The organism is Pseudomonas sp. FG13 (assembly GCF_057809755.1).
The window spans coordinates 1-23797 of sequence record NZ_JBMDKO010000069.1 but is presented as its reverse complement, the minus strand read 5'-3'; the positions used below and the strand labels follow the sequence as shown (position 1 = coordinate 23797).

At 59.5% G+C, this 23797-nt stretch carries 24 protein-coding genes and 1 pseudogene; 8 read left to right on the top strand and 17 right to left on the bottom strand.

The window, feature by feature from the left end:
- Positions 1 to 41 precede the first annotated feature (41 nt).
- Complete coding sequence (locus ACODTO_RS27830; RefSeq protein WP_139650327.1) at positions 42 to 401, bottom strand: GFA family protein; 360 nt, start codon at positions 399 to 401, stop codon at positions 42 to 44.
- Between the two features lie 146 nt (positions 402 to 547).
- Positions 548 to 889 carry a carboxymuconolactone decarboxylase family protein gene (locus tag ACODTO_RS27825; RefSeq protein WP_024780206.1) on the bottom strand — a complete coding sequence of 114 codons (342 nt, stop codon included), beginning with the start codon at positions 887 to 889 and terminating at the stop codon, positions 548 to 550.
- A 108-nt stretch (positions 890 to 997) separates the two neighbouring features.
- Here ACODTO_RS27825 and ACODTO_RS27820 point away from each other — a divergent pair, with 108 nt between their 5' ends.
- Both ACODTO_RS27820 and ACODTO_RS27815 read left to right on the top strand, forming a co-directional pair.
- Positions 998 to 1903: an AraC family transcriptional regulator gene (locus tag ACODTO_RS27820; protein WP_139650345.1), complete on the top strand. Its 906-nt coding sequence runs from the start codon at positions 998 to 1000 to the stop codon at positions 1901 to 1903.
- A 44-nt stretch (positions 1904 to 1947) separates the two neighbouring features.
- Positions 1948 to 2634 carry an HD domain-containing protein gene (locus ACODTO_RS27815; RefSeq protein ID WP_489107369.1) on the top strand — a complete coding sequence of 229 codons (687 nt, stop codon included), beginning with the start codon at positions 1948 to 1950 and terminating at the stop codon, positions 2632 to 2634.
- Positions 2635 to 2690: 56 nt separating this feature from the next.
- On the opposite strand, the gene ACODTO_RS27810 is transcribed toward ACODTO_RS27815, so the two are convergent.
- The 3 genes and pseudogenes from ACODTO_RS27810 to cynR form a co-directional block, all read right to left on the bottom strand.
- Entirely contained in the window at positions 2691 to 3146 is a 456-nt protein-coding gene (locus ACODTO_RS27810; RefSeq protein WP_139650329.1) for a hypothetical protein, read from the bottom strand.
- A gap of 198 nt (positions 3147 to 3344) precedes the next feature.
- A pseudogene (locus ACODTO_RS27805) lies at positions 3345 to 3754 on the bottom strand (tyrosine-type recombinase/integrase).
- Positions 3755 to 3766: 12 nt separating this feature from the next.
- Positions 3767 to 4657 carry a transcriptional regulator CynR gene (gene cynR, locus ACODTO_RS27800; protein WP_175364045.1) on the bottom strand — a complete coding sequence of 297 codons (891 nt, stop codon included), beginning with the start codon at positions 4655 to 4657 and terminating at the stop codon, positions 3767 to 3769.
- A gap of 110 nt (positions 4658 to 4767) precedes the next feature.
- On the opposite strand from cynR, the gene ACODTO_RS27795 reads away from it, so the two are divergent.
- From ACODTO_RS27795 to ACODTO_RS27785, 3 genes are all read left to right on the top strand, one after another.
- A complete protein-coding gene (locus tag ACODTO_RS27795) occupies positions 4768 to 5427 on the top strand; it encodes a carbonic anhydrase (RefSeq protein ID WP_139650330.1) in 660 nt (219 codons plus the stop codon).
- A 40-nt stretch (positions 5428 to 5467) separates the two neighbouring features.
- The gene (cynS, locus tag ACODTO_RS27790; protein ID WP_041024129.1) at positions 5468 to 5938 is read left to right on the top strand and encodes a cyanase; all 471 of its coding nucleotides are present in this window, start codon (positions 5468 to 5470) and stop codon (positions 5936 to 5938) included.
- Positions 5939 to 6049: 111 nt separating this feature from the next.
- The gene (locus tag ACODTO_RS27785; protein ID WP_139650331.1) at positions 6050 to 6304 is read left to right on the top strand and encodes a DUF2790 domain-containing protein; all 255 of its coding nucleotides are present in this window, start codon (positions 6050 to 6052) and stop codon (positions 6302 to 6304) included.
- 1034 nt (positions 6305 to 7338) lie between these two features.
- On the opposite strand, the gene ACODTO_RS27780 is transcribed toward ACODTO_RS27785, so the two are convergent.
- Both ACODTO_RS27780 and ACODTO_RS27775 read right to left on the bottom strand, forming a co-directional pair.
- Positions 7339 to 7815 carry a nuclear transport factor 2 family protein gene (locus ACODTO_RS27780; protein WP_024777265.1) on the bottom strand — a complete coding sequence of 159 codons (477 nt, stop codon included), beginning with the start codon at positions 7813 to 7815 and terminating at the stop codon, positions 7339 to 7341.
- Positions 7816 to 8068: 253 nt separating this feature from the next.
- Entirely contained in the window at positions 8069 to 8614 is a 546-nt protein-coding gene (locus ACODTO_RS27775; RefSeq protein ID WP_489107368.1) for a TetR/AcrR family transcriptional regulator, read from the bottom strand.
- Positions 8615 to 9072: 458 nt separating this feature from the next.
- Between ACODTO_RS27775 and ACODTO_RS27770 the strand changes: the two genes are divergently transcribed.
- Complete coding sequence (locus tag ACODTO_RS27770; RefSeq protein WP_489107367.1) at positions 9073 to 10698, top strand: methyl-accepting chemotaxis protein; 1626 nt, start codon at positions 9073 to 9075, stop codon at positions 10696 to 10698.
- 92 nt (positions 10699 to 10790) lie between these two features.
- Here ACODTO_RS27770 and ACODTO_RS27765 read toward each other — a convergent pair whose 3' ends face one another.
- The 7 genes from ACODTO_RS27765 to ACODTO_RS27735 all read right to left on the bottom strand — a co-directional run bounded on the left by ACODTO_RS27765 (position 10791) and on the right by ACODTO_RS27735 (position 16352).
- On the bottom strand, positions 10791 to 10976 hold the full coding sequence (locus ACODTO_RS27765; RefSeq protein WP_139650334.1) for a DUF1289 domain-containing protein: 186 nt from the start codon (positions 10974 to 10976) through the stop codon (positions 10791 to 10793).
- Between the two features lie 27 nt (positions 10977 to 11003).
- Positions 11004 to 11930: a CDF family Co(II)/Ni(II) efflux transporter DmeF gene (gene dmeF / locus ACODTO_RS27760; RefSeq protein ID WP_489107366.1), complete on the bottom strand. Its 927-nt coding sequence runs from the start codon at positions 11928 to 11930 to the stop codon at positions 11004 to 11006.
- 8 nt (positions 11931 to 11938) lie between these two features.
- Entirely contained in the window at positions 11939 to 12214 is a 276-nt protein-coding gene (locus tag ACODTO_RS27755) for a metal/formaldehyde-sensitive transcriptional repressor (RefSeq protein ID WP_139650336.1), read from the bottom strand.
- Between the two features lie 230 nt (positions 12215 to 12444).
- Positions 12445 to 13224 (bottom strand): hypothetical protein, encoded by a 780-nt coding sequence (locus ACODTO_RS27750; protein WP_489107365.1) that lies wholly within the window; start codon positions 13222 to 13224, stop codon positions 12445 to 12447.
- A gap of 62 nt (positions 13225 to 13286) precedes the next feature.
- Positions 13287 to 15179 (bottom strand): FUSC family protein, encoded by a 1893-nt coding sequence (locus ACODTO_RS27745; protein WP_489107364.1) that lies wholly within the window; start codon positions 15177 to 15179, stop codon positions 13287 to 13289.
- A gap of 65 nt (positions 15180 to 15244) precedes the next feature.
- Complete coding sequence (locus ACODTO_RS27740; protein WP_489107363.1) at positions 15245 to 16153, bottom strand: efflux RND transporter periplasmic adaptor subunit; 909 nt, start codon at positions 16151 to 16153, stop codon at positions 15245 to 15247.
- Positions 16154 to 16163: 10 nt separating this feature from the next.
- The gene (locus ACODTO_RS27735; protein ID WP_139650340.1) at positions 16164 to 16352 is read right to left on the bottom strand and encodes a DUF1656 domain-containing protein; all 189 of its coding nucleotides are present in this window, start codon (positions 16350 to 16352) and stop codon (positions 16164 to 16166) included.
- Positions 16353 to 16478: 126 nt separating this feature from the next.
- Between ACODTO_RS27735 and ACODTO_RS27730 the strand changes: the two genes are divergently transcribed.
- On the top strand, positions 16479 to 17273 hold the full coding sequence (locus ACODTO_RS27730; RefSeq protein WP_489107362.1) for an AraC family transcriptional regulator: 795 nt from the start codon (positions 16479 to 16481) through the stop codon (positions 17271 to 17273).
- A gap of 155 nt (positions 17274 to 17428) precedes the next feature.
- Here ACODTO_RS27730 and ACODTO_RS27725 read toward each other — a convergent pair whose 3' ends face one another.
- The 3 genes from ACODTO_RS27725 to ACODTO_RS27715 form a co-directional block, all read right to left on the bottom strand.
- The gene (locus ACODTO_RS27725) at positions 17429 to 18040 is read right to left on the bottom strand and encodes an aspartyl/asparaginyl beta-hydroxylase domain-containing protein (RefSeq protein WP_024780235.1); all 612 of its coding nucleotides are present in this window, start codon (positions 18038 to 18040) and stop codon (positions 17429 to 17431) included.
- Positions 18041 to 18157: 117 nt separating this feature from the next.
- Entirely contained in the window at positions 18158 to 19528 is a 1371-nt protein-coding gene (locus ACODTO_RS27720; protein ID WP_489107361.1) for an MFS transporter, read from the bottom strand.
- On the bottom strand, positions 19525 to 20529 hold the full coding sequence (locus ACODTO_RS27715) for a cupin-like domain-containing protein (RefSeq protein ID WP_139650343.1): 1005 nt from the start codon (positions 20527 to 20529) through the stop codon (positions 19525 to 19527). The genes ACODTO_RS27720 and ACODTO_RS27715 overlap by 4 nt, the downstream gene beginning before the upstream one ends.
- Positions 20530 to 20892: 363 nt before the next feature.
- Here ACODTO_RS27715 and ACODTO_RS27710 point away from each other — a divergent pair.
- Positions 20893 to 23797 (top strand): non-ribosomal peptide synthetase (locus ACODTO_RS27710; protein ID WP_489107360.1); only part of this gene is annotated, 2905 nt, incomplete at its 3' end.

Sequence of the window (23797 nt, the reverse complement as noted above, 5' to 3'; positions counted from 1 at the left end):
ACCGTTGAGGTCGGCACCCTGTGGTTGAACAGGCAGTGTGCTCAAGGCGGGCTGACCACGCTTCTACTCTTGCCATCGACATGACGCAACGGCACTGCGCGGTAATCCAACCCATCAATACAGCACGCATTCACACTGAGAACCTCAGGATTGCTACGCCGTCGGTGGTACACATAGATACCGCATGTCCCGCAAAAGTAATGCTGGGCCACGCCGCTGTTCCAGCGATACAGACGTAGCACGTCTTCACCACGGCTGATGCGAAACTGCTCCCGCGGCACCGTAGCCATCAACGCATTGCGCTTGCTGCACAGCGAACAGTCGCAACTGATCAGTTCTTCAATTTCGGCCTCAAAAGCAAAGCCAACCGCTCCACAGTGACAGGCGCCCGTGTAGTTCATCGTGGGTAATCTCCATTGTCAGTGAGTTCGCCGCCTCATCGTAGTGGATTACCCGCCGCGTTGCGTCGGAGGTTCGAAGTTCCTGCAGGCATTAAAAAGCCCCGATACCGCACGGTACCGAGGCCAGGTGCCTGCACCCGCAGGCTTTATTTTTTCAGCGAGTCGTACGCTTCCAACGTGCGTAACGAATAGATGTAGGCAGCGCCAGCGTTGAGCGAAATGGCGGTTGCCAAGGTAGCCGCCACTTCTTCGCGGCTCGCTCCAGCCTTGATCGCCGCGTCCGCGTGAACCGCGATGCAGCCGTCGCAGCGAGTGGTGACAGCGACGGCAATCGAAATCAATTCTCGGGTTTTCCCATCCAGCACATCGTTTTCGGCGGAGGCTTCGCCAAGGGCCATGTAGGCCTTGACCATTTTCGGGTTGCTTTTTCCGAGCGAGCCGAAAGCCTTCTGAATGGTGGGTAGCAGTTCGGACCAGTTGTTGAACATCGCATGACTCCTGAGCAAGTTGGTGTACTGTTTCGACAGGCTCAGTCTCCCTCCAGGGCGAGATTCGAGTTTGTCCGATCCGCTCAAATTTTTATGCGAAGCGCTCAAATGAATTCGATCGATAAACTCATCAGCTTGGCCAACGTGCGAGGCAGTGTGGATCTGCGGTGTCAGTTTCAAGGAGATTGGGCACTCGATCATCAGCAGGAAGCCTTGGGAAAAGCGCCCTATCACATTGTGTTGACGGGAGAGTGCCGCGTCGAACTTCCGGACGGCCAGCGCCTGCCAATGCGCGCAGGAGACATTCTGCTTCTGCCTCGTGGGGCACCGCACCTCCTGCATGGCATCGGAAGAACGGCTGAGCCGCAAACCCCGAGGCTGGTGTCCGGTGGAACGCTGCCGCTTTACCGCATTGGCCGCGGGAGCACGGACCTGGACATGCTCTGCGGAAGTTTTCACTACAATCGTGCCTCCCTGTTGTTCAGCGCCCTCCCCGAACATCTCGTGATACCCAGTGCGGCTCTCCCTGCAAGCGCTCCCCTGCCGGCCCTGGTCGACATGTTGCGAGGTGAAGCCGATAGCGATCAGGTTGGGGCGCATTTCTTACTCGATGCCTTGTCCCAAGCGTTGTTCACCCTGATCCTGCGCGCTCACCTCGCGAGCCACGGCCAACACACCGGCACCCTGGCCTTGTTGTCCGAAAAGCAGCTGGGCCGCGCCTGGCAATCGATGCTGGCGGACCCGGGCTACGAATGGACAGTGGATGCGCTTGCCGAGATTGCGAGCATGTCCCGTGCAACGTTCATGCGGGCTTTCGTGCGGGTAGCCGGCGTTTCGCCTTGGGTCTTGTTGACGCAGGTTCGAATGGAACTGGCCTTCAGCCTGCTGAGCCATTCGCACTTGGGACTGACTGACATTGCATCCCAGGTGGGGTATCAATCCCAGGCGGCTTTCAGTAAGAAGTTCAAGGAGGTATATGGTGAGGCGCCGGGGCGGGTGCGGCGTGGGATGTAATTGATCGTCCGGGTAGAGCGCTACATTAATGCGCAGGAGCAGCAATGACGGAACAGCCAGAAGAAAACAGCCTATTCCGAGTCAGGACACCCGACGATCTCGACGCGCCTGAGGCACTGGGTTTTACCGCCTGGGCTCGCGTCTGGACGGAACTTGGGGTCAGATGCACGTCGCAAGAGACGCACGAAAAACTCATTAGGCACTACGACGAGCCACACCGCGCGTACCACAACCGCCAGCACTTGGCTGAGTGCCTCCGGGTGCGTCGACTCCTCAACGCGGCCTGCCAGGCACCCGCCGAAGTCGACCTCGCGCTGTGGTTCCACGACGCGATCTACGACCCCCTGCGCAGCGACAACGAGTTGCGCAGCGCCCAATGGCTGGACGAAGTGGCCCGTGCTAGCGGCCTGGACGACGAAACGCGCCGCAGGCTTTACGACCTGGTCATGGTAACGCGACACGACAGTGCCCCGCAGTCGGTAGACGAGGCGGTGTTGGTGGACACGGATCTGGCGATCCTCGGGGCGTCGTTCGAGCGGTTCGAAGAGTACGACCAACAGGTCCGCCGCGAGTACCTGCACGTGCCGATGTCTATATATCGCCAAAAGCGACGTCAGATCCTGGAGGGCTTTCTAACGCGCGACCGCATTTATGCCACCGCCCCCTACTTCGACGCATTCGAGCAGCAGGCACGCGCAAATCTTGCACGTGCCATCGGCCGTCTCGATTGACATCGGATTCATGCAGCAGCATCGGCGCTTACTTGCACGCGCCTCGTCGACAGGGCTTACCGTATCCGATACAGCACAGCAGCCCCTGACTTGGGTTCGAAAGCCGGCACAGTGCGCTGCTTGAGGGGCATACCCGTCGCATCCCAAACCAAGGTGTCCGACGGGTACTCGTCCTTGCGGGTCATGGTGTCGATCTGCTTGACGATCACCTCCGAGCTTGCAGGCACTTCAGGGTTCCACCCGAATACGCCAACCCTCCCGTAAAACACGGCAGGTGCATCGACATCAAGACGCCGGTCGGGACACATCACCAGGCCGCGATCAAGCATGACCCGCAACGCGCCGACAGGCACCGCCTTCACCGTGGGCGTGGTGCGCTCGGTGCTGTGGCCTGGGCAGACGTTGGCCGAGCGGGTCACCATGTCCTCGACCACTTCACGATCAGATTGGGCCTGCGCCGAAAAGGCAACGGCAGACAGGGCGAGCACTACAAGATTTGATTTCCAGGGCACCCGAAACCTCCTATGTAAAAAATACTCCAGCGTTGCGGACCGCCCCCGGTAAGAACAGCCTGTTGCCTGGGGGCACACTTGAAGACTACAACGGCGTTGGTTTGTTCCGCTTGCTGATTGATACCCCTGGCTCTGGATATCTGTCACATTAATTTGTCCGCTTCTGGCCGGTTAGCGACGGTCTGACTTCGACCGTCGCTATGCATGGTCAAACCTCAGTCTGTTCCGCCATCTCGTATGGCCGAGTAATAACTGAACCGCCCGCCGGTCTTCGTCCTACGATAGATCAGTGATTCGTTCGTCTCATTGTGTGGGTGCCATACATTGCCGGATCAAGCCGTACGGCTTTCACCCAGCCTTTGACGATACGACCGTATTGACGAGTGGATAGAGGGTCTGAAGTATGCGGCCGGCTAGGAAAAAGGCAGTCCTCGCTGCGTAGCTGGGCCCGATGTATCCAGATCGAAGAGAGCCAGGTCTCGGTTTTTTTCCGCAATTTGAAGCCTTACTCGGATGGCCCAGATATCTCTCAGTCGGAGTGGTGCAGTCTGTTTTTTTATTGAGCCTGTTATTACCACGTCACAGGCTGGGCTTAGCTCCGTCCAGATTGACGAGCACAGCTATTGCACATTTAGCTGAACGGATACCTCTTTAGCCACCTCGATGAAAACTCGCATCGCTGCGCTCTGAAAGGCATCTTTGCGCCGCAAAAGGACGGCGGTGCGCTGCAAGCGCTCGGGCTCCAGTGCGATGGCCACCAGATCGTCATGGGCCAACGCGATTTTGGCCGGCAATAAAGTCGATAGATTCGTCCTACGAACGATTTCGATCACTGCACCGAGGGCATTGGCCTCCATTTGCACCTGAGGGCGAATCGCGTGTTTGCGGCAGTAGCGATCGATTTGTTCGCGGGTTGCAAACTCTGGGCTGAGCAGAATCAGGGACTCGGCATTCAGAGCCTGCAATCCAATGGACCGCTCCTCGGCCAAGCGGTGTCTACGACTCACCACTAAAGCGAGGGTTTCGTTCAGCAAAGGGATGGCATCAATATTCGGTGTATTTATTTCATCGAACGCGATCCCCGCGTCCAATTCTCCAACCAAAAGCAATTCCTCAATGCGCTCTTGGGAAATCTCCTTCAGGTTGAGAGTGATCTTAGGATACCGAGAGTGAAATGCTTCGATCACGGGCCCTACCAGATAAGTCGTGAACGTGGGCGTCACGGCCACGCGCAATGAGCCTCGGGAGAGGTCGCTCACATCGTGGATGGCGCTTTTAGCATCTCGCAATTCCTGATAAGCACGGCGCGCATACAGAAGATAGACGTCTCCCGCGTCAGTCAAGCGAGTTGTGCGTCCTGAGCGGTCGAACAACTGGGCTCCAAGACTTTCTTCCAACTGTTTCACCTGCTGCGATAGGGCTGGCTGAGACACGTGCAGCGCCGCTGCGGCCTTCGTGAAGCTGAGATGTTCCGCAACCGCGAGGAAGTATTGGATGTGACGAGCAAGCATGATTTCACTCATAAGATAATCTGATGCACGCCATAATAAATGAGACTTTTATCTTATGTAATGTGTTGCTTAATCTTTGTTTCACACCCAGAGACATTGAGACAGCAACCATGAAAGCGATCATCGACGGTTTTCTGAAATTCCAAAAAAACGCCTTCCCTGAGCGGGTCAAACTGTTCAAGGACTTGGCTAATCAGCAGAGCCCAAGAGCGTTGTTCATCTCTTGCTCAGATAGCCGATTGGTGCCTGAACTCGTCACCCAGCGCGAGCCAGGCGATCTGTTTGTAATCCGCAATGCCGGCAACATCGTGCCGTCATATGGCCCGGAGCCGGGTGGCGTTTCGGCCTCTGTTGAATATGCGGTCGCCGCTCTCCAGGTCGCAGACATCGTGATCTGCGGCCACTCCGACTGCGGCGCGATGACCGCCATAGCAACATGCAAGTGTCTGGATCACATGCCTGCCGTTGCCGGATGGCTCCGTTACGCCGACTCGGCCAAGGTGGTTAACGAAGCCCGCAAACATGCGGATCTACCGAGCAAAGTTACGTCCATGGTGCGTGAAAACGTCATCGCGCAACTGGCCAACCTCCAGACACATCCATCCGTTCGCCTGGCTCTCGAAGAAGGCCGCGTCACCCTGCATGGTTGGATCTATGACATCGAGAGCGGGCGTATCGATGCCTTCGATGGCAATACCGGGACTTTCGTGCCCCTCGCAGACAACCCCGAAGTTCACGCCGTTTCCCAGCAAGCCAGGCACGTCGCCTGAAACTCGTACCTGTAACCCTTACTAACCTAGGAGATTCGCCATGATCCAGACTCAAGCCACCCGCACCGCGCGCCAAGAACTGACCGAAACCATCATTTTGGCTAAGGCTCGCAAGGACCTGTCCTTCGCCGAGATCGTTGACGGCACCGGCCTATCCGAAGCCTTCGTCACTGCCGCCCTGCTCGGCCAGCATCCGCTGCCTTCCAGCGCCGCCCATGTCGTGGGCAAGAAACTCGAGCTTGATGCTGATCAAGTCGCTTTGCTGCAATCGATGCCAGTTCGCGGCAGTTTTTTTGACGGCGTACCGTCCGACCCGACTATCTATCGTTTCTACGAAATGATGTCGGTATACGGCACCACCCTCAAAGCTCTGGTTCACGAAAAGTTCGGCGACGGCATCATCAGTGCCATCAACTTCAAGCTGGACATCAAGAAAGTCGAAGATCCGGAGGGCGGCCATCGCGCTGTGATCACCCTGGACGGCAAGTACCTGCCTACCAAGCCTTTCTGATGTAAGTCAGCCCGGCGTCTGACGGCAACCGGGCTACACCTCAACCCTTTTTACGACTGAGCACCGCTCAAGTGCTTTGGTCTTCTCACGCCCTCACTACAGGTGTTCACTATGAAACTGTTACTCGTGTTACTCCTAGGCTCCATTGGCTCTGTCGCTATGGCCGATGAGCAAGATACTCAGACTGCGCATATTACGGTCGAGCCCTATCGCTACTCTCAACACCTGGACATCGCTCACATTGTGTCGATTACTCAGATACCCGATAGCTGCGATGTAGTGCCGGCGCAGATGACTTACGACGACTCCAAGGGCGACCGGCACATCATGGAGTACCACGTTATAGGTACCGGCTGTACGAATTGACTCTTCTCCCGTCCGCTCATCTGGCGCTAGATCGCTCGGCGCCAGGGACGGGGGCTCAAACACCCGCTGTCTCCTGTCCTTCTGAGAAAATAACTCTTCGCTACTTGCGCCCATACAGCGCGCTTCCCGCCTCTACTCGGCAGTAATAGCACGGAAGTGCATTTACTCAGGCCGTATCCACTACCAAGAACCGCCAACGGCTGACTGCCAAAATCAGCTCACCGCGAGTTCCCGCTTGCTACAAACGGAGTAGCGAGAGGAAATCGGCCAACGTGGCACTTCTGTCACTCTCATGTCGACGTAAGGCAAAATCAGAAGCGGAACCCTTACCTTGAATCCTCTATTCGGGCCAGCACACCTTGCCGTGTCTTCAGGCAGGGAAGCCATACGACCACGAGCGCTGTTGCTTGAGCGAGATGGATTGCGTTCAGTCTGTAAGTGCGGCAGTCATCAGCGCGCCCCACTTGGCTGCGCATGGATCTGAGGAACAACTTGCTACCACCTCGTGTATTACGACGGGAAATCAGTTGCCGTCGTTAAGAATAGGACCACAGCACCGCGCCGACTGGACTTGATTCGTATAGTCCAGATCAATCATGGAGCATCACATTGAGAATCGAGTACACAAAAGTGCAGGTAACTCTATTTCCCTAAACGGTAGTGCCTGAAAATTACGCACCTCTCGTCTGTCCCGCCGGTACTGATGCCTGCTTTAGCCGGCTGCCCTCAGAACCCTTACGAAGCCTTTGCAGCCTCATGGATGGACCTGATGGAGCAGGCATAGCTAGAGGACTTCAGTAATAGACTCATGGCTGGAAGAACTGCGACCGCTAGACCTTTCGCGAAGCAGGCGGTGAGGATCGTTGGCAGGCGGAAGAGCTGGATAGGACCGGCAAAGAATTGGAGGATAAAACTTTGGAGGGATTGCGGGCGGTTACGGGTTAGAGGATTTCTGATGAAGAAACTATTTATAGCGTTAGGCTCAAAAACCGACCTGAGCCTTTTCAACGAAAGGATCAGGTCGGTTGAGATATTTACAGACCGAGGTCAGACAGGCTTGGATGGTCATCTGGGCGGCGTCCCAGTGGCCAATGGAACTTGCGTTCGCTCTCCTTGATAGGCATGTCGTTCACGCAGGCGAAGCGACGGTGCATCAGGCCATCCGCTTCGAATTCCCAGTTTTCGTTACCGTAAGAGCGGAACCAGTTACCTGAATCATCATGCCACTCGTATGCGTAACGTACAGCGATGCGGTTGTCGGTAAACGCCCAGAGCTCTTTGATCAGGCGATAATCAAGCTCTTTTTTCCATTTGCGAGTAAGGAAACCTTTGGCTTCTTCGCGGTTGGTAGCAAATTCCGCTCGGTTGCGCCATTTGGTATCCAGTGTATAGGCAAGCGATACTTTTTCGGGATCGCGGCTGTTCCAGCCATCTTCAGCGAGTCGGACTTTCTCAATCGCCGTTTCACGAGTGAACGGAGGAAGTGGCGGACGAGTTTGTGCATTGGACATGGTAGTGCCTCCAGGACAATTGGATGTATCGGTTTATTTAACGTTTTCGGAACTCAGCAGAGCGGTACAACTTTCTTTCAGCGATCATCATCACAACATCAACGCGTCACGATAATCGCGATTTACATCAGCATCTCAACAATCCAGCTATGCGAACGGATACGAGCAGCCACGCAGACTAATATGCGTCAGGGGCATATTTGAACCGCACGTCTTGCGAAGATGTCAGAAAGTCAACTTCTTGAAGCGACACCTATTCAATCAGCAACTGTGCAACTTTTTTTGCGTCATCGACGGCACTGTAATCGCCCATCACGCGCGCCATGGTGATTGCGCCTTCGATTAATATGAGCAGTTGTCTCGCCAAGACGACTGGGTGCTCCGTATTCAACTGCTCGGTCAGCTCGAGTGTGTAATTGAGTAACTTCTGCTTATGCAGTTTGGCGATATGGCGAATAGGATCATCGGGATCCCCAACTTCTCCGGCTGTATTAATGAAAGCGCAGCCTCGAAATCCGTCTGACTCAAACCATCCCTTGAGCACCGTGAATATATTGAGAATACGCTCTTGCGGAGTATCCGCTCTATCGCATTCCGTTCTGAACCATTGCATCCAACGTACATCACGAGCATTCAGTGCGGCAGCTGCCACTTCATCTTTGGTCGCAAAATAGCGATAAATACTTTTGCGAGCGACACCTGAGGTCTTCACCAGAAGATCCATGCCCGTCGCATGAATGCCATTCTGATAAATAAGTTTCTCAGCGGTCGTTAGAATCTTTTCTCGGGTATCTGTCATTTTCATCTCCACGGACTCAATGTAGAACGATCGTTCTCCTCGGTCAAGCCTCGCTTGAATTTTTTTTGAGCGACTGTCGAGCACTGACGATACGAGGGACCGCATAGCCGGGCCTGATGCATCCAGTCTGCGACAAAAAACCTTGTCGCTCAGTTTCTCGAACTGCACTGGCCTGCTTTTTCTGCTGCATCAGCCCCAGCTCTTTGATGGTGTTGGCAGCAAACTCGATGAACGCTGAATGTCCGCTTCTGGCCACTTTCTACCACTCGCGAGAGGCTACAGCCGGCCAGAAGCCTGGAGTCGCTCCAGCGCTGCTCGACTGAATCTCGGGCCATCTCATGATTCTCAAAAAAACCACAAACAGCTCACAAAATTTTCATCCGCTTTCGCCAACCCTGTAATCGCTGGCGAAGGGCCAGCTCTCGAAGGCGTTACGTGGTACGCCACCGGAGCCAAACATGAATTTGAGATCGCTCAATATCGCGCGCAGAGCCGCATTCTGCTTCGGTGCTATCACCTTGCTTTTGATCGGGCTGGGAGGCTTCTCCTACGTTCAAGTCGGCCAATTGCGCGCCGCAGAACAAGACATAGAAGAAAAATCACTGCCTAGCATTCAAGTGGTCGATGACATTCAAATTGCACTTCTGCACGCTCGCCTCGAGAGCATCAGAATGCTGGCCAGCACCGACCCCTCAGTCAAAAGCGCGTCGCAAGCCAAAGTACGACAAGCCATGGAGACCCTGCAGTCGCGCAGCGAATACTATCGGCAGAATCTGATTACAAGCGATGAGGACCGCGCGCAGCTCAATGACGCTCAAATCGCGATGAACACCTACATCGATGGATTGAAGCAAGTCATTGCATTGGACACTTCCGACCATGACAAGGCCGTTGCCTTAGCCAACTCCGAGCAGGCAAACCGCGCCACGGCCTATCAAGAAAAACTCACGCTCATGCGCGAGCTGAACGCAAAAGAGACGGAGCAGTCAGGCGCCATTGCAACGGCGGTGTATAGCCATAGCGTCAACGTCCTGATGATTGTGGTAGTCGTCGCGCTGATTCTCACCATCTTCCTCGCTATCGCCTTGACCCGCAGCATTGTCGATCCGATCAATACATCGCTGAAACTGGCTGAAGACATTGCCGAAGGGGATCTGACCCGGCAGCTTGAGGTTACCGGGAAAGATGAAGCATCCCGTCTGATGCAGGCGCTCAACATCATGTCGGAGAAGCTGCGGCGAACTGTCCTGGAGATTTCCGGTGCATCTACGCAACTGAGCACTGCCGCCGTCGAAATGACGTCCATTACTGAAAGCGCTGACCGGACATTGCAGCAACAGAACAGCGAAATCGAGCAAGCCGCTACCGCAGTCAACGAGATGAGTGCGGCCGTTGAAGAAGTGGCTCGCAATGCTACGTCAACCTCTCAGGCAGCCCAGCAGTCGAGCCTGTCGGCAGACTTGGGCAATGAACGTGTGACTGAAACCCTGGCGGCCATGCGCAACCTGACGAGCCTGGTAGAAGGTTCATCCGCACAAGTGCTGGCGCTGGCCGGCCAAGCCCAAGACATCAGCAAAGTGTTGAGCGTCATACGGGGCATTGCCGAGCAGACCAATCTCCTGGCATTGAACGCCGCCATCGAAGCGGCGCGAGCAGGCGAGCAAGGTCGAGGCTTCGCCGTGGTTGCCGACGAAGTCCGCGCCTTGGCGCATCGTACGCAAACCTCCACCCAGGAAATCGAACAGATGATCGCGGCGATCCAGGCAGGCTCTTCTGCCACGGTGGAGTCGATGCACAAAAGCACCCAGGAGGTGCATAGCACCCGGAAAACTGCCGAAGACGCCGGGCAATCCTTGCAACAAATCACCCATGCCGTACTGGAGATAAACGAACGCAACCTGCAAATCGCAACGGCGTCCGAGCAACAGGCGCATGTAGCACGTGATGTGGATCGAAGCCTGGTCAGTATTCGCGATCTGGCGGTGCAAAGCAGCGAAGGAACCCGTCAAACCCTCATTGCCAGCAACGAGCTGTCGCAACTGGCAGTGAACCTGAACAACCTGGTGCTGCGTTTCAAGACTTGACCACTCGCCGTCTCTCTGGAAGGTCCGGACAGGGGCTTCCAGGGAATCACCGCCTTGGCCCATTTCCAAGCGGGTACTCACCCTTTCCCGGGCTACTTCGCCTTCTTCTTTTTAATGCTTTTCATCCGAGCGGACGCTTTCTGCACGGTGGTGATTTTCTCGGGCCGTTTCATGCTCCGCCATTTGCGTATTTCCTCCCTGGTACGCCCACAACTCACGCACATCTCACTGTTCAACTGACAAAGTGAAACGCAGGGATTTTCAATGTCTTTGGCCATGCTTGTTCCGGAAATAATGGCGAGCGGCTAGTTTCCCACCGTCCTGTATTCGATCGTGAGATGAGTCACCTCATGGACCGCAACCAACGTGGCACGCACCTCATCGGCAGAAAACCCTCGCGGCCCCTGCACGCTGACGATGGCGGCACGCGCTGCAGGTCCCACCCGCCATACATGCAGGTCGGTTATCTGGAACTGGGCTGCTTGATCAAGCAGCTCCCGGATTTCTTCGGCGACGTGCTCATCCGTCTTATCCAGCAGCACCGACGCGGTATCTTGCATCAGGGACCACGCCCAGCGGGCAATGACGAGCGACCCAACAATCCCCATGAGCGGATCGAGCCATACCCACCCCAGGAACCTGCCGGCCAGCAACGCAACGATAGCCATGACTGACGTGACTGCATCGGCGAGCACGTGGACATAAGCGGAGCGCAGGTTGTTGTCCTGGCCGTGGGAGTGGCCGTGATGGCCGTGGGAGTGATCATGGGAATGACCGTGTTCATGACCGCCCCCGGCCAGAAACAAGGCACTGGCAATGTTCACGAACAGTCCGATGACCGCGATCACGGTCGCCGTTGTGAACTGCACCTGGGACGGTTCGAAAAGCCGAAGGACCGATTCGACTCCGATGCCTAACGAAATCAGGCCAAGGATCAACGCGGAGGCGAACCCTCCCAGGTCACCCACCTTGCCGGTACCGAAACTGTAGGCGGAATTCTCCGAATGCTTGCGTGCGTAAGCATATGCCGCCGCCGCGATTCCCAGTGCGCCGGCGTGGGTTGCCATGTGGAAGCCGTCCGCCAGAAGCGCCATCGAGCCGGTGATGTAACCGGCGGCGATCTCGCCCACCATCATCACGACGGTGAGCGTCACCACCCACAATGTGCGCTTGGCATTGGCGTCGTGGGCGGCGCCCAGAAAATTGTGGCTATGAACGGAATGAGTGCTCAAGGTATCTCTCACTTTGAATACCGACGTATGGCTTCGAGCAGTTCCTCTACGCCCTGTGCCCGCTCCTGATCGGTCAGGCCAGGCTTGGCGACATGCTCCCGGGCATGGTCCTCGATGATTTCGTCGAGCAGACCGTTTATCGCCCCACGGGTCGCCGCCACCAGGTGCAAGGTCTTCGCGCAGTCGGCCTCGCCCTCCAGTGCGCGTTCGATTGCCTGTACCTGCCCGGCAATACGCTTCACGCGCTTGAGCAGATCTTCTTTTCCCGCCTGCGCATGCGACATAGCATACCCCCCTACCCTATATTGGCGACGAGCATACCACGTAGACAGGTCTTTCATCAGTTAAGGATCAGACAGCGCAGAACCTGTAGGAGCAAAGCTTGCTCGCGATTGCGGTAAGTCAGTCAGCAACAATGTTGACTGGTCTGTCGCTATCGCGAGCAAGCATTGCTCCTACAGGTTTGTGGCTTGATTGGGATACCAGGGGAGACGCCGCCCGACAGCGCCGATATCTACAAGCCCGCCGCCTGTGCGATCTGCAACCGCCAGTTCTCGGCGTCCTGCCAGTCGTTGCCAAACGACCAGGTTGTCCAGCAAGGCGTGCCGGAGCCGATCTGAAACTGAATCTGCAAGGTAAAGGTGTGGTGGGTCGTACTGGACGTGTAGGTGGTGGAGTTTGACGTGCCTTTGCCGATCTCGCCGCCAAAGTGCGTGCTGCTGACCCTTCGCTCACTGTGGGTGGTATGAGTGTTGGAGGTATGGACGGTCTGGGTTTTCTCGTCGACCCGTACCTGACGGACCACCTGCGGCGCATCGATCAGCGCATGCTGGTAGCCGGACACCTCTGAATAGAGATAGAGCAAAGCGGTTTCCGGAAACAGTCCGAGCATGTTCTCGCCGCGAGAGATCCAGCGATACGGCCCCAGGGCCTGTTCGGCGAGGAAGTCCGTGCACGTCTTGTGCAAGACGACGCCGACGTTATCCTGAACGCGCTTGAGTTCGCGACTTTCCTTGCGCCAGAACAACCCCAGCGGCAGGCTGAAGACCCAGGTCACGCACCAGAGCAGTCCCGCGAGAATCGGGCCACCGAAGTAGTGCCCCTGCGCCACCCATTTGATCAGGAAGTATCCACAGACGAGCCCTTGGACGATCTTGAACGGCTTGAGCACCACGCGCTTGCGCTGCGCCAGGCGCTCTTCGGCGGGAGGGATCAGTTGGCGGGCCTGTTCAACGCTTGGGGAAAGTGGAAAGTGGGTGATTTCAGGGCGGGTAGCGATTTCGCCATGGGACATGTGAAGGGTTCCTGTGACTGCCGTGTCAGTGCCGGAGCGGCGTAAAGCGGGCACTATAGCGACTACTGGGCAGGCTGCCCACGCAGGCGTCGGTCAAATGTGCGCTGATTCGCGCTTGCGTAGGTTTCGAGCAACCCCGCCAAAGCCAGGTAGCCAGCCGCCAGGTCATGGGCGTCAAGGCGGGTCAGTGACCTGGACGTTCGACGGGCCTGGACCGCGCTGATCGCTGGATGGGAGGCGTACCGGGAAATCCGTCGGTCGCCCCGTCGCGCGCACTTGCCCACCGATGATTCAGGGTCCAGGTCGCGGGTTTGACGTTGCAGTCGAATCCATTGTCGGCTCAATTGCAGGGCCGTCGAACCAGCCTGCGCAGACTGCTGATCATGTGCCCCCGACAGCGCCTGCAAGGTCACCAATCGGTGCTGCTGCCTTGCCTGCCACTTGAGCAGGTCCATCCGGTGTCCATGACGAAGCAGTCGCCGGGTGTCCTGGAGTATCGCCTTCTTCAGGACGTGCGGGTGGCGGTGGGGTTTTCCCGGCAGTAACAGGAAGGCCAACAGGCATATGGCAAGCGCCACGATCCAGGCGAGAGCCTGGTTGGCGAAGTCGGCGAAGTCGTACTGGGCGGCCAGGCCTGTGCTGACGAGCGTGTTGAAGCCGATCAGATAAGCGATGCCTTGCAGGGCATGACGCGGGCGGGTCGTGGCCTGAATCCCCACGGCCCAGAACGCAATCATCACGACCGTGAGCAACGCGAGCCCGCTGATGTGCGGCAACACCAGGAACTTGCACGCCGCTGCCGCCACTATTGCGTAGACGGTGCCCTCGAAGAAGCGAGCCAGGCCTTGAGCAGGCGCCGGGCTGGTGGCCAGCAAAGTACAGCACGGTCCCGATACCGCCAGCAACGTTGGCCCTTGGTCCCAGGCAGACAGGTACCAGAAAGCCGCGATTGCCAATGTCGCCAACAGCGCTCGCACGCCGTTACGCAGCGCGTCGCCATAATGTCGATGAAAACCCACCGCGCGAGCAGGCATCTGACCCCGATGCTCAAGGCTGGCGAAGCTCGACAAGGCGCTGAACAGGTCTGCCAATTGTTCCTTCAGGCGCTGTTGGCTCGTGTTGTTTTCCGGCAACTGCGCAAGGCGGTGTTGCATCTCCCGGACTTCATCGGCCGCCACGCAAAAGCCCGGCAATGCGTCGGCCAACCGTTGCAGGTCCATGCCCGTTCGGGCGAACGAAGGCGAAACAGGCTGATCGGTCGCGCCTTCGTCCAGAACCACGGCATGCAGATACGCCAGCCCTGCCCGCAGGGCCGCAAGCCTGGAACGGATCAGGAAGGACTCACCTCGGCCGATCCCGAGCAGTTCGTCCACCTTGCTGATGTCGATGGCGAGCGGGCGTTGCGCAATCGCCGGATCCGCACTGTGTTCCCCCTTGAATCGCGTGGCCAGCAACCGCACGGTGCGAGAGCAGACGTCGTGGAGGGCCCGGTTCAGTTTGGGCTCGACGGTCTTGCGGCTGAACAAGGTGGCCACCAGGCTCAGGCTCAACACCCCCAGTGCGACCGCCGTGCAGCGCGCCACGATATGATCGAAACCCAACTGCGGCGTGACGATGGCGGGGCCCAGGGCAAGGCAGACCGTGTAGCCAGCGACGACGGCCGCCGTGGCGTGATAGTGCCGAAGCAGGGTCATGGCCCCCACACAGAGACCGAGCCATACCCCGATCCCGAGGATGAACAGCAACATTTTCTGGGCAAACATGCCGGTCAGGAGCAACGCAACGGCCAGTCCCACCACGGTTCCCAGGACCCGATTGAAACCCTTGCCGACCACCGCGCCTTGAAGCGGATGGATCAGCAGCAGCACCGTCGAAGCCGCCGAGAATGGCGCCTCCAGATGTAACTGGAAGCCCAGCCATAGCGCCAGAGAGGCCGCCGCAAGACTGCGCAACATGTAGCCGGATGCCAGGGGACTCCATGATCCGGCCCATGCGCCGAGCGTTCGCCATGCGCGGCCCTTCACAGGAGCGCCTGAAGCCACTGCGTCAGCCTCCAACGTGGCCCTGCCCCCGCCTCGGCGACCTCGATACTGGCGGTCATCCCGGCTGCCAGCTCCACGTCCGGCGGCACGTGGTCCAGCTCGATCCGTACAGGCACCCGTTGGGCCAGGCGTATCCAGCTGAACGTCGGCGCCACTTGAGGCAAACCATTGTTGCCGCGCTGTTCGTTGCCGTCGGCGATACCCCTGCCCATGCTTGCGACGTGCCCTTCGAGCAACGGCGAAAAGCCCATGAGCTTGATCGACGCCGCAGCGCCCACTCGAATACCCGCCAACTTGGTCTCTTCGAAATAGCCGGTGACCCAGAAGCTATGGCTATCGACCACAAAGATATTGGTGTCACCCGCCGAGGCGTAGTCACCTGGCTGAAGGCGCAGCTGGGTCACGTATCCATCGACCGGTGAGCGAATGGTCGTGCGGTCCAGGTCAAGCCGCGCCTGGGCCAGCTGGCTCTGGGCGGCGTCCAGACGCGCCCTGGCCACCGCCAGATCCCGGGCGGCGTTGTCGATCTCCTCCCGCGCAATGGCATCGCCGAGCTGGTTGCGACGCTTGAGCTGTGCGCTGCGCTGTTCGAAGACACTGCGCGCCTCGGCAAGCTCGGCCGTGCGCTGTTGCTGGGCAAGCAGATAGGCGCTGCGATCGATCTGATACAGCGAAGCGCCCTTGGCGACCCATTGGTTGTCTCCCACGAGCAGTCGTTCAACCTGGCCAGACACCTCGGGGGCGATACGAATGACGTGCGCACTGACCCGCCCGTCCCGCGTCCAGGGTGCCAGCTCATAGGCGCGCCACAACTGCATGCAGAACAGCAGTGCAATCAGGCCGAGCCCAAGGGTTACGAGCATCTTGAGGAAATGATTGATGGTCATCGCGCCGCCCTCAACACTTCAGGACCAGGATCGAGAGGACAATCAGCGACACGAAGAAGCGCGCCATGCTCGGGTGCCAGGTCCAATCCAGCCAATGCCGCATGCTCCGCTCCAGCACGCCGTACACCAGCACTGCGACGCCCAGGTAGAGCAGCAAGGGTGGAAGGTAGAGGTGGGCAATCGTGATTTCGCTCAGCATCGTTGAGTCTCACCGTAGGCAATCACCTTGATGGCCTTGATGACGATGGTAGGGACTGCGAGAACGTGCCGATATTGAGTATGCTGCCAATCTATAATCAAATTCGGACAATCCGGATGGAGTGCCATGGACGAGACGAATCGCTATGCGGTTGATCAGTTCGAACTGGATAGCTTCGACCAGCCCGCCGTCGCGCTGATGTTGGAGAGCCAGCGAAACGACACCGAATTTCCCGTGCACACCCATCGCAAGGGCCAACTGGTGGTGGCTTATCACGGGGGCATCGTATGCACCGTAGAGGATGGTGTCTGGATGGTGCCGTCGGGTTTCGGCGTATGGATTCCGGGCGGTATCGCCCATAGCAACCGGGTGACTGCCAACGGCAAGATCGGCTATTTGTTCGTAGAGCCCGGCGCCGCCGCTCTACCGGAGAAATGCTGCACGCTGGTGCTTTCCCCATTGATCCTGGAGTTGATCCTGCACCTGAGCGCACAGGCCCAGGACTATCCGCCCGCCTCTGCCAACGCACGCGTGGCGAGCGTACTCCTCGAACAATTGGCGCTGGCCCCTTCGGAACAGCTGTACCTGCCGCTTCCCGCCGCCACGCAATTGCGTTTCATCGCCCGCGGCTTGGCCCAGGACCCGTCGAATCGTTGCACCATGGCCCAGTGGGCACGCCAGGTCGCCATGAGCGAGCGGTCCCTGGCGCGTCTGGTCAAGAGCGAAACAGGGCTGACCTTTGGCCAATGGCGCAAGCAATGGCAAATCATCGTGGCGTTGCAGAGCCTTGCCGAAGGTGAGTCGGTGCAACGAACCGCAGAAGCGCTCGGGTACGAGTCGGTCAGTTCGTTCATCAGCATGTTCCGCAAGACACTGGGCTCGTCGCCGGCGCGTTACATCCGCAGCACCGCGATGCGTTAGCCGGAACCGCGCAAGCCAAGTGCGAACACAGATGCGCCGTGATGCCAGGACGACGCTCCCCTTTCAAGGGAGAGTCCGCTCGCGATGACGTCGGTCCAGCCGGCGATGATATCGGCTGCCCCCCCCCTACGAGCAGACTTGGCCCCACTCAGACCTCACGCCGCCATGTGCTTCTCGCGATAGAACTCAAGATAAAGCACGGTGCGGTGCGCCCGTGAAGCGTTGACGGCGAAGTGGTCGAGGGAGCCGTCGAAGATCACCAGGTTGCCGTTGGTGCTCTGGTTGAAGTTGCCATTGACGTTGAGGTAGGCATAGTTCTGGGTGGTCGGGGCATCGATGGTCAGTTGCATGTGCAACAGGCCTTCTTCCCAAGTGCCGGTGTGCGAGTGGGTGCCAAGGAAAACGTTGGGCTCCATGCGCAGCAAGGCGCAGAGCTTGATGCCGGGGATCTTGCTCAGCAGGTCGATGGTCCCGGGCATGGCGGCGCGGGCATAGGGGATCGGGGTGTCATAGGCGACCAGGCCGTATTGGGTCCATTCCGGCATGACGTCCATGTCATCACCCCAGCCCCAGAGCCAGCCATACTCACCGCCGGCCTCCATGTGCGCGGCCACTTCATCGACGATCTCGGTGATCGACTTGCCCACGCGGTTGATGGTCAGGGTCGGTGCATCGAGGGCCAGGAACTCCTCGCGGATCACTTCCCAGTTGTCGGCCAGGTTCTTGAGGTGCGGAAAACGGCTGGAATCATAAAACGACGGGCGCATAGGTGCTCCTTTTGTTGAGGGTTGTCGATTCCGGTGGCGATGAAGGGCGCAGCGGACCAGCCTGGGAAGGTTGACCCAGCGGGCCCGGCCTGTCTGTCACGGGAATCCGGTACAGCATCACAGCGGGTCGACCTGCGGGCCGTCGGCCATCCGCACCACGGCCATTGGCGTGGGCGCCCCGTCCAGGCGACGCATCGGTCCGTAGAGCAGGACACCCAGCGGCAGTAGCGCAAACAGCGCCCCGGCGACCACGAACAGCATCCCCACGCCACGTCCCGGGCCTGTTCCCAGCCAGCGCCCGATCGAATCGGCGTACAGTCCGCCAGGCATCAGCGCCGGCTGGAACCAGTGATCGACCAGGAAACCGCCGACGATGACGGCCAGACTGGTGGCGGCAATGGTCAACATGCTGATCAAGGCAAACACACTGGCGCGGCTGCCGGCGGGAATCCTGCGCATCCACAGCGCGTTCACACTGGCGTCGGCGATGCTGGCCATGGTGATCGCCACGAATGCCAGGGCGCAGTAAGCCACCGCCTGCGAGACCATCCCCAGGGCTACGACGCACCCCGCCAGCAACAGGTCGGCCACCGCCACCATTGCCATCAACCGGCGCGGATTGCCCATGGAAATCAACAACCCCGCACCGGCCAAACCACCCAGCGCCGCCCAGGTATAGGCCATGCCCAGGACCTGGCTGCCCAGGGTCGACAACAGCAACGGCGTCATCATCAAGGTCGCCAGGGCCAACAGCGCGCTGCGCATCATGGTGTACACCAGCAGCCCGGCCATCAGGCGCTCGGCGACGAAGAACTTCAGCGCCGCGGCGACATTGCCCAGGGCTCCGCCGAACACCGTGCCCTTGGCCAGCGCGTCGTGATGGGCCGCTGGCGGCCGCACATGGGAAAACGCCTTGATCACCAACAGCGTGCCGGAGCAGAACGTCACCAGGTCCACCGCCAGGATCGTCACCAGCCCGGCCTTCGCCATGATCGCCCCGGCCAGGAGGGGCGCCACCAGGGCCGAAGCGTTCTTGCTGATGCTGATCAATCCCGAGGCCCGGGTGAACTTATCCGGGGCGACAATCGTGCTGACAGCCGCCTGGTAGGCCGGCTTGCGAAAGGCACTGACAATCGATGCCAGGCAATTGAAGATGTACAGGTGCAACGGCTCCAGACGCTCGAACCAGAGCAACGCCATGACGCCCAACAGCAGCACCGCCAGGCTGACATCGCAACAGACAATGATGACCCGGTGGCTGATCCGGTCCGCCAGCCCTCCCGCCAGTGGCAGAAAGAGCACCGCCGGCAAGGTGGCCGCCAGTACCACGTTGGCGAACGCCACCGCCGAACCGGTGTGGGTGTACACCCAGACGCCGAGGGCGAACTCCATCAGTGCCGTGCCGATGACCGCCAGAGACTCGCCACACCAGAGGAAATAGAAACCCCGTCCCAGATCGAAGCCCTTGCGGTCGCTCACCAGGCTCATGTGCGCACATCGCGGGACGTGGCGACATCGACCAGCTTGCTCATCAACCGGTAGACCATGGAGTACGCCACCGCACCCACCACCAGGGGCGCGTAGCGGGAAAACAGGTAGTTGCGCAGCACCCGTCTGGCGATGGGCGAGCTGATGTTGCCGCTGACATGCAGAGGTGTCGGGAACGTGGCCGCGACCGTGGCGCCAAATGCGTCGTCCATGGACTGGACCGCATGCCACCAGTAGACCGGGATGTACAACGCATCACCCGGCTCCACCACCGTGCGCAGGGCACGCAGGTCCCGCGTCCCGGGAAAACGCCCGGTATCGATGTCGTACAGGTAGCCCGCTTCCTCGATCACCGGCCGCAACGCCCGCCAACTGGTTTCGTCCGGCGGCAGCAGCAGGACTTCCTTGGCCCCGACCACCTGGGCCATGAACGTCTCGTCGGTGACATGGAAATGCCAATCGGTGTAGGAGTTGCGGTACAGGAAACTGCGATGGGGAGGATAGGCCCGGGTCTTGCCCAACTGAGGCATGAACGGCAGGCCACCGACGTCCTCCTTCAGCCGCTCGATGGCCGAGCCTTCGGAGAAACGGCAACTGTCGGCCACCAGCGGCGAATCGCCCTCGCCCAGGCTGTCGAGGAACTCATGGAACGGCATGTCCCGGTAGACCGTGTTCGCATACTCGGTCAGCTCGGCCTTGACCTTGGGATTGGACCAGCCGATGACCTCCGAGACAATCTGCGAACGAACCACCACGGCACTGTTGTGGGAGTGAGCCTTGAGGTAGTCCAGCCGATTCCACTTATGGAAAGCCGGCCAGTGCCGCACGGCATTCTTGATCAGGCAGGGCCGGTTGCGATTGACGTAGCGGCGGGTGAAATCCTCTTTGGATATCGCCAGCGCATCGATCACTTCGACCGCCCCTGCCTGCGGGTGATTGGGAAAACGGGACAGGCTCCAGAACTTGGAAACCGGACGCTCCGATTCGGCGATCAGTGACATGTTCAACCCTCGCAAACTCACTCAGGGTCGTTGGTATAACAGACTCGCGCGACCACGCCCAAGCGTCGCAAAGCCGCGTTTCCCGCCGTTGTCCCTGCTTCCCATGACAGACATCGGGAAGCGGATCCTCTAATTTTTTCCCACATTGTGAAGGGACATCAGGCGTGACCGGACGGCAGGACGGCCCATCGACAGCCGCACCGCAGCCCCCCGACGCCCCCATCGCATCAGGCGCCTGCCCACGGCCCCGATGTCCCTCCCCACGACTATTTGCATCCGCCGATTGGCAGTCGCCCAGGCCTTCATGCACCGCCATTCGAACGGAGACAAACCTCAATTGATTCTGCCTGCAGGTGCTCCGAAATGGATTCGTCGACCGAAAAGCTGCCCACGCAAGACTGCGCCACCCACGAACTGGCCTCCGTCCAGCAGGGCATCTGGCTCGACCAGATCGCACACCCGGACCTGCCCTACTACAACATCGGCATGTCCCTGGAAATCAAGGGCGAAATCGACATCCCGCTGTTCGAGAAAGCCATCGAGCTGGTCGCCAATAACCATGACGCCCTGCGGCTGAGCTTCAGCCATGAGGGCGGCATCGGCCGCCAACGGGTCTTGCCCGAGGTCAAGGTCAAGCTGGACATCGTGGAGTTCACCGAGGCCGAAGCCGACGCCGGACTGGCGATGGAGTACCTGCGCAACGCTTTCCGCCAACCGTTCCCGGAACTGACCGGCCAACTCTGGGAAGCGCGCATGGTGCGTTGCGGGCCGAACCGTCACTACTGGCTCAACCGTTATCACCACCTGGTCACCGACGGTATCGGTGTGGCGTTGATCGGTCATGCCGTGGGCGCTGCCTACAACGGCTTGCTGGCTGGTAACGACGAAGTCGCCGAAGGGCATTCCTACCTGTCGTTCCTGGAGGACGACCGCGCCTACCTGCAATCGTCACGCTACGAGCGCGACCGCGAGTTCTGGCAGGAAACCTACGCGCAATTGCCGCCGTCGCTGCTGCAACGCCGGGCCGATTTCAAGACCGGCCAGGCCAATGAACTGGCCCCCAGCGCCCAAGTCCAGGCAATGCTGCCGCGGGCGCTGTACAACGCCCTGACGGAATTCGCCAGCGAGCGCAGCCTGTCGGTGGCCCATGTGCTGATCAGCGTGGTCGCCACGTATTTCTGCCGTACCGTGGGCGTCGACGAGATGGTCATCGGCATGCCCGTGCACAACCGCACCAACGCCCGCACCAAGGAAACCGCAGGGATGTTTTCCTCGGTGAGCCCGATTCGCCTGCCCGTCGACCTCGACGCCTCGCTGCTGGACCTGATGCACGCCGCCGGCGGCCAACTGCGCCGCTGCTACCGCCACCAACGCTTCCCGATTGCCGAACTCAACCGCATCCTGCGCCTCGCACAGGCCGGGCGTCGGCAACTGTTCGACGTTTCGCTGTCATTCGAAAGCCTGGACGGTGACGACCAGTTCGGCGGCACCTCTTCCACCGTCATCACCATGGACAACGGCTACGAACAGACGCCCATGGCGATCTTCGTGCGTGACTACCACCCATTCGAAGACGTGCACCTGGACTTCAACTTCAACACCGCCTACTACAGCGTGGAAGAAGCCCGCCTGCTGCAACAACGCATCGTCTCGATGCTCGAAGCGGTACTTGAGCAGCATGACACGCCGGTGGGCGACTACCCGCTGATGAGCGCGGCCGAACGCCAGCGCCTGCAAGTCGAGTTCAATGCCACCGCCCGCGAATATCCGCGGGATGTGTTGATTCACACCCTGTTCGAACAGCAGGCCGAGCAACGTCCTCATAACTGTGCCGTGCGTGGCGACGGCGGGCCGCTGCTCAGCTACGAACAGCTCAACCGCCAGGCCAACCAGCTCGCCCATCGCCTGATCGAACTCGGCGTGAAGCCGGATGCCAGAGTGGCTGTGTGCCTCAAGCGCAGCCCGGAAATGGTCGTCGCCCTGCTGGGCGTGCTCAAGGCCGGCGGCGCCTATGTGCCCATCGACCCGGACCTGCCGAGTGCGCGCCAGGCCTATATGCTCGAAGACAGTGCCCCCCGCGCTGTACTGAGCAGCCACGCCTTGCTGAACCAGTTGCCGCCATTGAATATCCCGGCGCTGGCGCTCGATGACGAGGACGTCCTGAGCGCCCTTCCCACACACAATCCGGATTCGCAGGCGCTTGGCCTGACGCCGCAGCACCTGGCCTACGTGCTCTACACCTCGGGTTCCACCGGCACCCCCAAGGGGGTGATGAATGAACACCTCGGCGTGGTCAACCGCTTGCTCTGGGCCCGTGACGAATACGGCGTCGACGCCAGCGACCGGGTCCTGCAAAAGACCCCGTTCGGTTTCGACGTGTCGGTCTGGGAGTTCTTCCTGCCCTTGCTGGCCGGCGCCGAGCTGGTCATGGCCCGTCCCGGCGGTCATCAGGAACCGGCTTACCTGGCCCAGGTGATGCGCGAGGCGAGCATCACCATGCTGCACTTCGTGCCGTCGATGCTCGACCTGTTCCTGGAGCACCCCGACAACCGTGACTTCCCCGAACTGCGTCGGGTGCTGTGCAGTGGCGAAGCCCTGCCCCGTGCCCTGCAACGGCGTTTCGAACGGCAGCTGGCCGGCGTTGAACTGCATAACCTCTATGGTCCGACCGAGGCGGCCATCGACGTGACCGCCTGGCACTGCCGCCCCAGCGATCCCGGCGAGAGCGTGCCCATCGGCAAACCGATCGCCAACATCCAGATGCACGTGCTCGATGCCCGTGGCAGACCGCAACCGTTGGGTATCGCCGGGGAAATCCATATCGGCGGTATCGGCGTGGCGCGCGGGTATCTCAACCTGCCGCAACTCAGCGCCAAAAGCTTTATCGCCGACCCGTTCAGCAATGCCCCGAACGCGCGGCTGTACAAGACCGGTGACCTCGGTCGCTGGCTCGCCAACGGCGCGCTGGAGTACCTGGGCCGCAATGACTTCCAGGTGAAGATCCGCGGTTTGCGCATCGAGATCGGTGAAGTCGAAGCGGCCCTGGCGCTGTGCCCCGGTGTCCGCGAGGTGGTGGTGATTGCCCGCGAAGACCATCCCGGCCAACCCGAGAGCAAGCGCCTGGTAGCCTATGTCTGCGGCGAACCGGTTCCTGCCGAGCAACTGCGCAGCGCCCTGCTCAAGCACCTGCCCGAGTACATGGTGCCCAGCGCCTTCGTGCACCTGGACGCCCTGCCGCTCACCGCCAACGGCAAGCTCGACCGCCGCG

Excerpts from the sequence above, each read along its gene's own strand:
- ACODTO_RS27780 (WP_024777265.1), bottom strand. The coding sequence starts at position 7,815 with ATGTCCAATGCACAAACTCGTCCGCCACTTCCTCCGTTCACTCGTGAA.
- ACODTO_RS27755 (WP_139650336.1), bottom strand. The coding sequence starts at position 12,214 with ATGTCGCATGCGCAGGCGGGAAAAGAAGATCTGCTCAAGCGCGTGAAG.
- ACODTO_RS27830 (WP_139650327.1), bottom strand. The coding sequence starts at position 401 with ATGAACTACACGGGCGCCTGTCACTGTGGAGCGGTTGGCTTTGCTTTT.
- ACODTO_RS27735 (WP_139650340.1), bottom strand. The coding sequence starts at position 16,352 with ATGCTGAGCGAAATCACGATTGCCCACCTCTACCTTCCACCCTTGCTG.
- ACODTO_RS27720 (WP_489107361.1), bottom strand. The coding sequence starts at position 19,528 with ATGAGCCTGGTGAGCGACCGCAAGGGCTTCGATCTGGGACGGGGTTTC.
- ACODTO_RS27770 (WP_489107367.1), top strand. The coding sequence starts at position 9,073 with ATGAATTTGAGATCGCTCAATATCGCGCGCAGAGCCGCATTCTGCTTC.
- ACODTO_RS27750 (WP_489107365.1), bottom strand. The coding sequence starts at position 13,224 with ATGTCCCATGGCGAAATCGCTACCCGCCCTGAAATCACCCACTTTCCA.
- ACODTO_RS27745 (WP_489107364.1), bottom strand. The coding sequence starts at position 15,179 with ATGTTGCGCAGTCTTGCGGCGGCCTCTCTGGCGCTATGGCTGGGCTTC.
- cynR (WP_175364045.1), bottom strand. The coding sequence starts at position 4,657 with ATGCTTGCTCGTCACATCCAATACTTCCTCGCGGTTGCGGAACATCTC.
- ACODTO_RS27825 (WP_024780206.1), bottom strand. The coding sequence starts at position 889 with ATGTTCAACAACTGGTCCGAACTGCTACCCACCATTCAGAAGGCTTTC.
- ACODTO_RS27795 (WP_139650330.1), top strand. The coding sequence starts at position 4,768 with ATGAAAGCGATCATCGACGGTTTTCTGAAATTCCAAAAAAACGCCTTC.
- ACODTO_RS27775 (WP_489107368.1), bottom strand. The coding sequence starts at position 8,614 with ATGACAGATACCCGAGAAAAGATTCTAACGACCGCTGAGAAACTTATT.
- ACODTO_RS27730 (WP_489107362.1), top strand. The coding sequence starts at position 16,479 with ATGGACGAGACGAATCGCTATGCGGTTGATCAGTTCGAACTGGATAGC.
- ACODTO_RS27725 (WP_024780235.1), bottom strand. The coding sequence starts at position 18,040 with ATGCGCCCGTCGTTTTATGATTCCAGCCGTTTTCCGCACCTCAAGAAC.
- ACODTO_RS27820 (WP_139650345.1), top strand. The coding sequence starts at position 998 with ATGAATTCGATCGATAAACTCATCAGCTTGGCCAACGTGCGAGGCAGT.
- cynS (WP_041024129.1), top strand. The coding sequence starts at position 5,468 with ATGATCCAGACTCAAGCCACCCGCACCGCGCGCCAAGAACTGACCGAA.
- ACODTO_RS27785 (WP_139650331.1), top strand. The coding sequence starts at position 6,050 with ATGAAACTGTTACTCGTGTTACTCCTAGGCTCCATTGGCTCTGTCGCT.
- ACODTO_RS27815 (WP_489107369.1), top strand. The coding sequence starts at position 1,948 with ATGACGGAACAGCCAGAAGAAAACAGCCTATTCCGAGTCAGGACACCC.
- ACODTO_RS27715 (WP_139650343.1), bottom strand. The coding sequence starts at position 20,529 with ATGTCACTGATCGCCGAATCGGAGCGTCCGGTTTCCAAGTTCTGGAGC.
- ACODTO_RS27765 (WP_139650334.1), bottom strand. The coding sequence starts at position 10,976 with ATGGCCAAAGACATTGAAAATCCCTGCGTTTCACTTTGTCAGTTGAAC.
- ACODTO_RS27740 (WP_489107363.1), bottom strand. The coding sequence starts at position 16,153 with ATGACCATCAATCATTTCCTCAAGATGCTCGTAACCCTTGGGCTCGGC.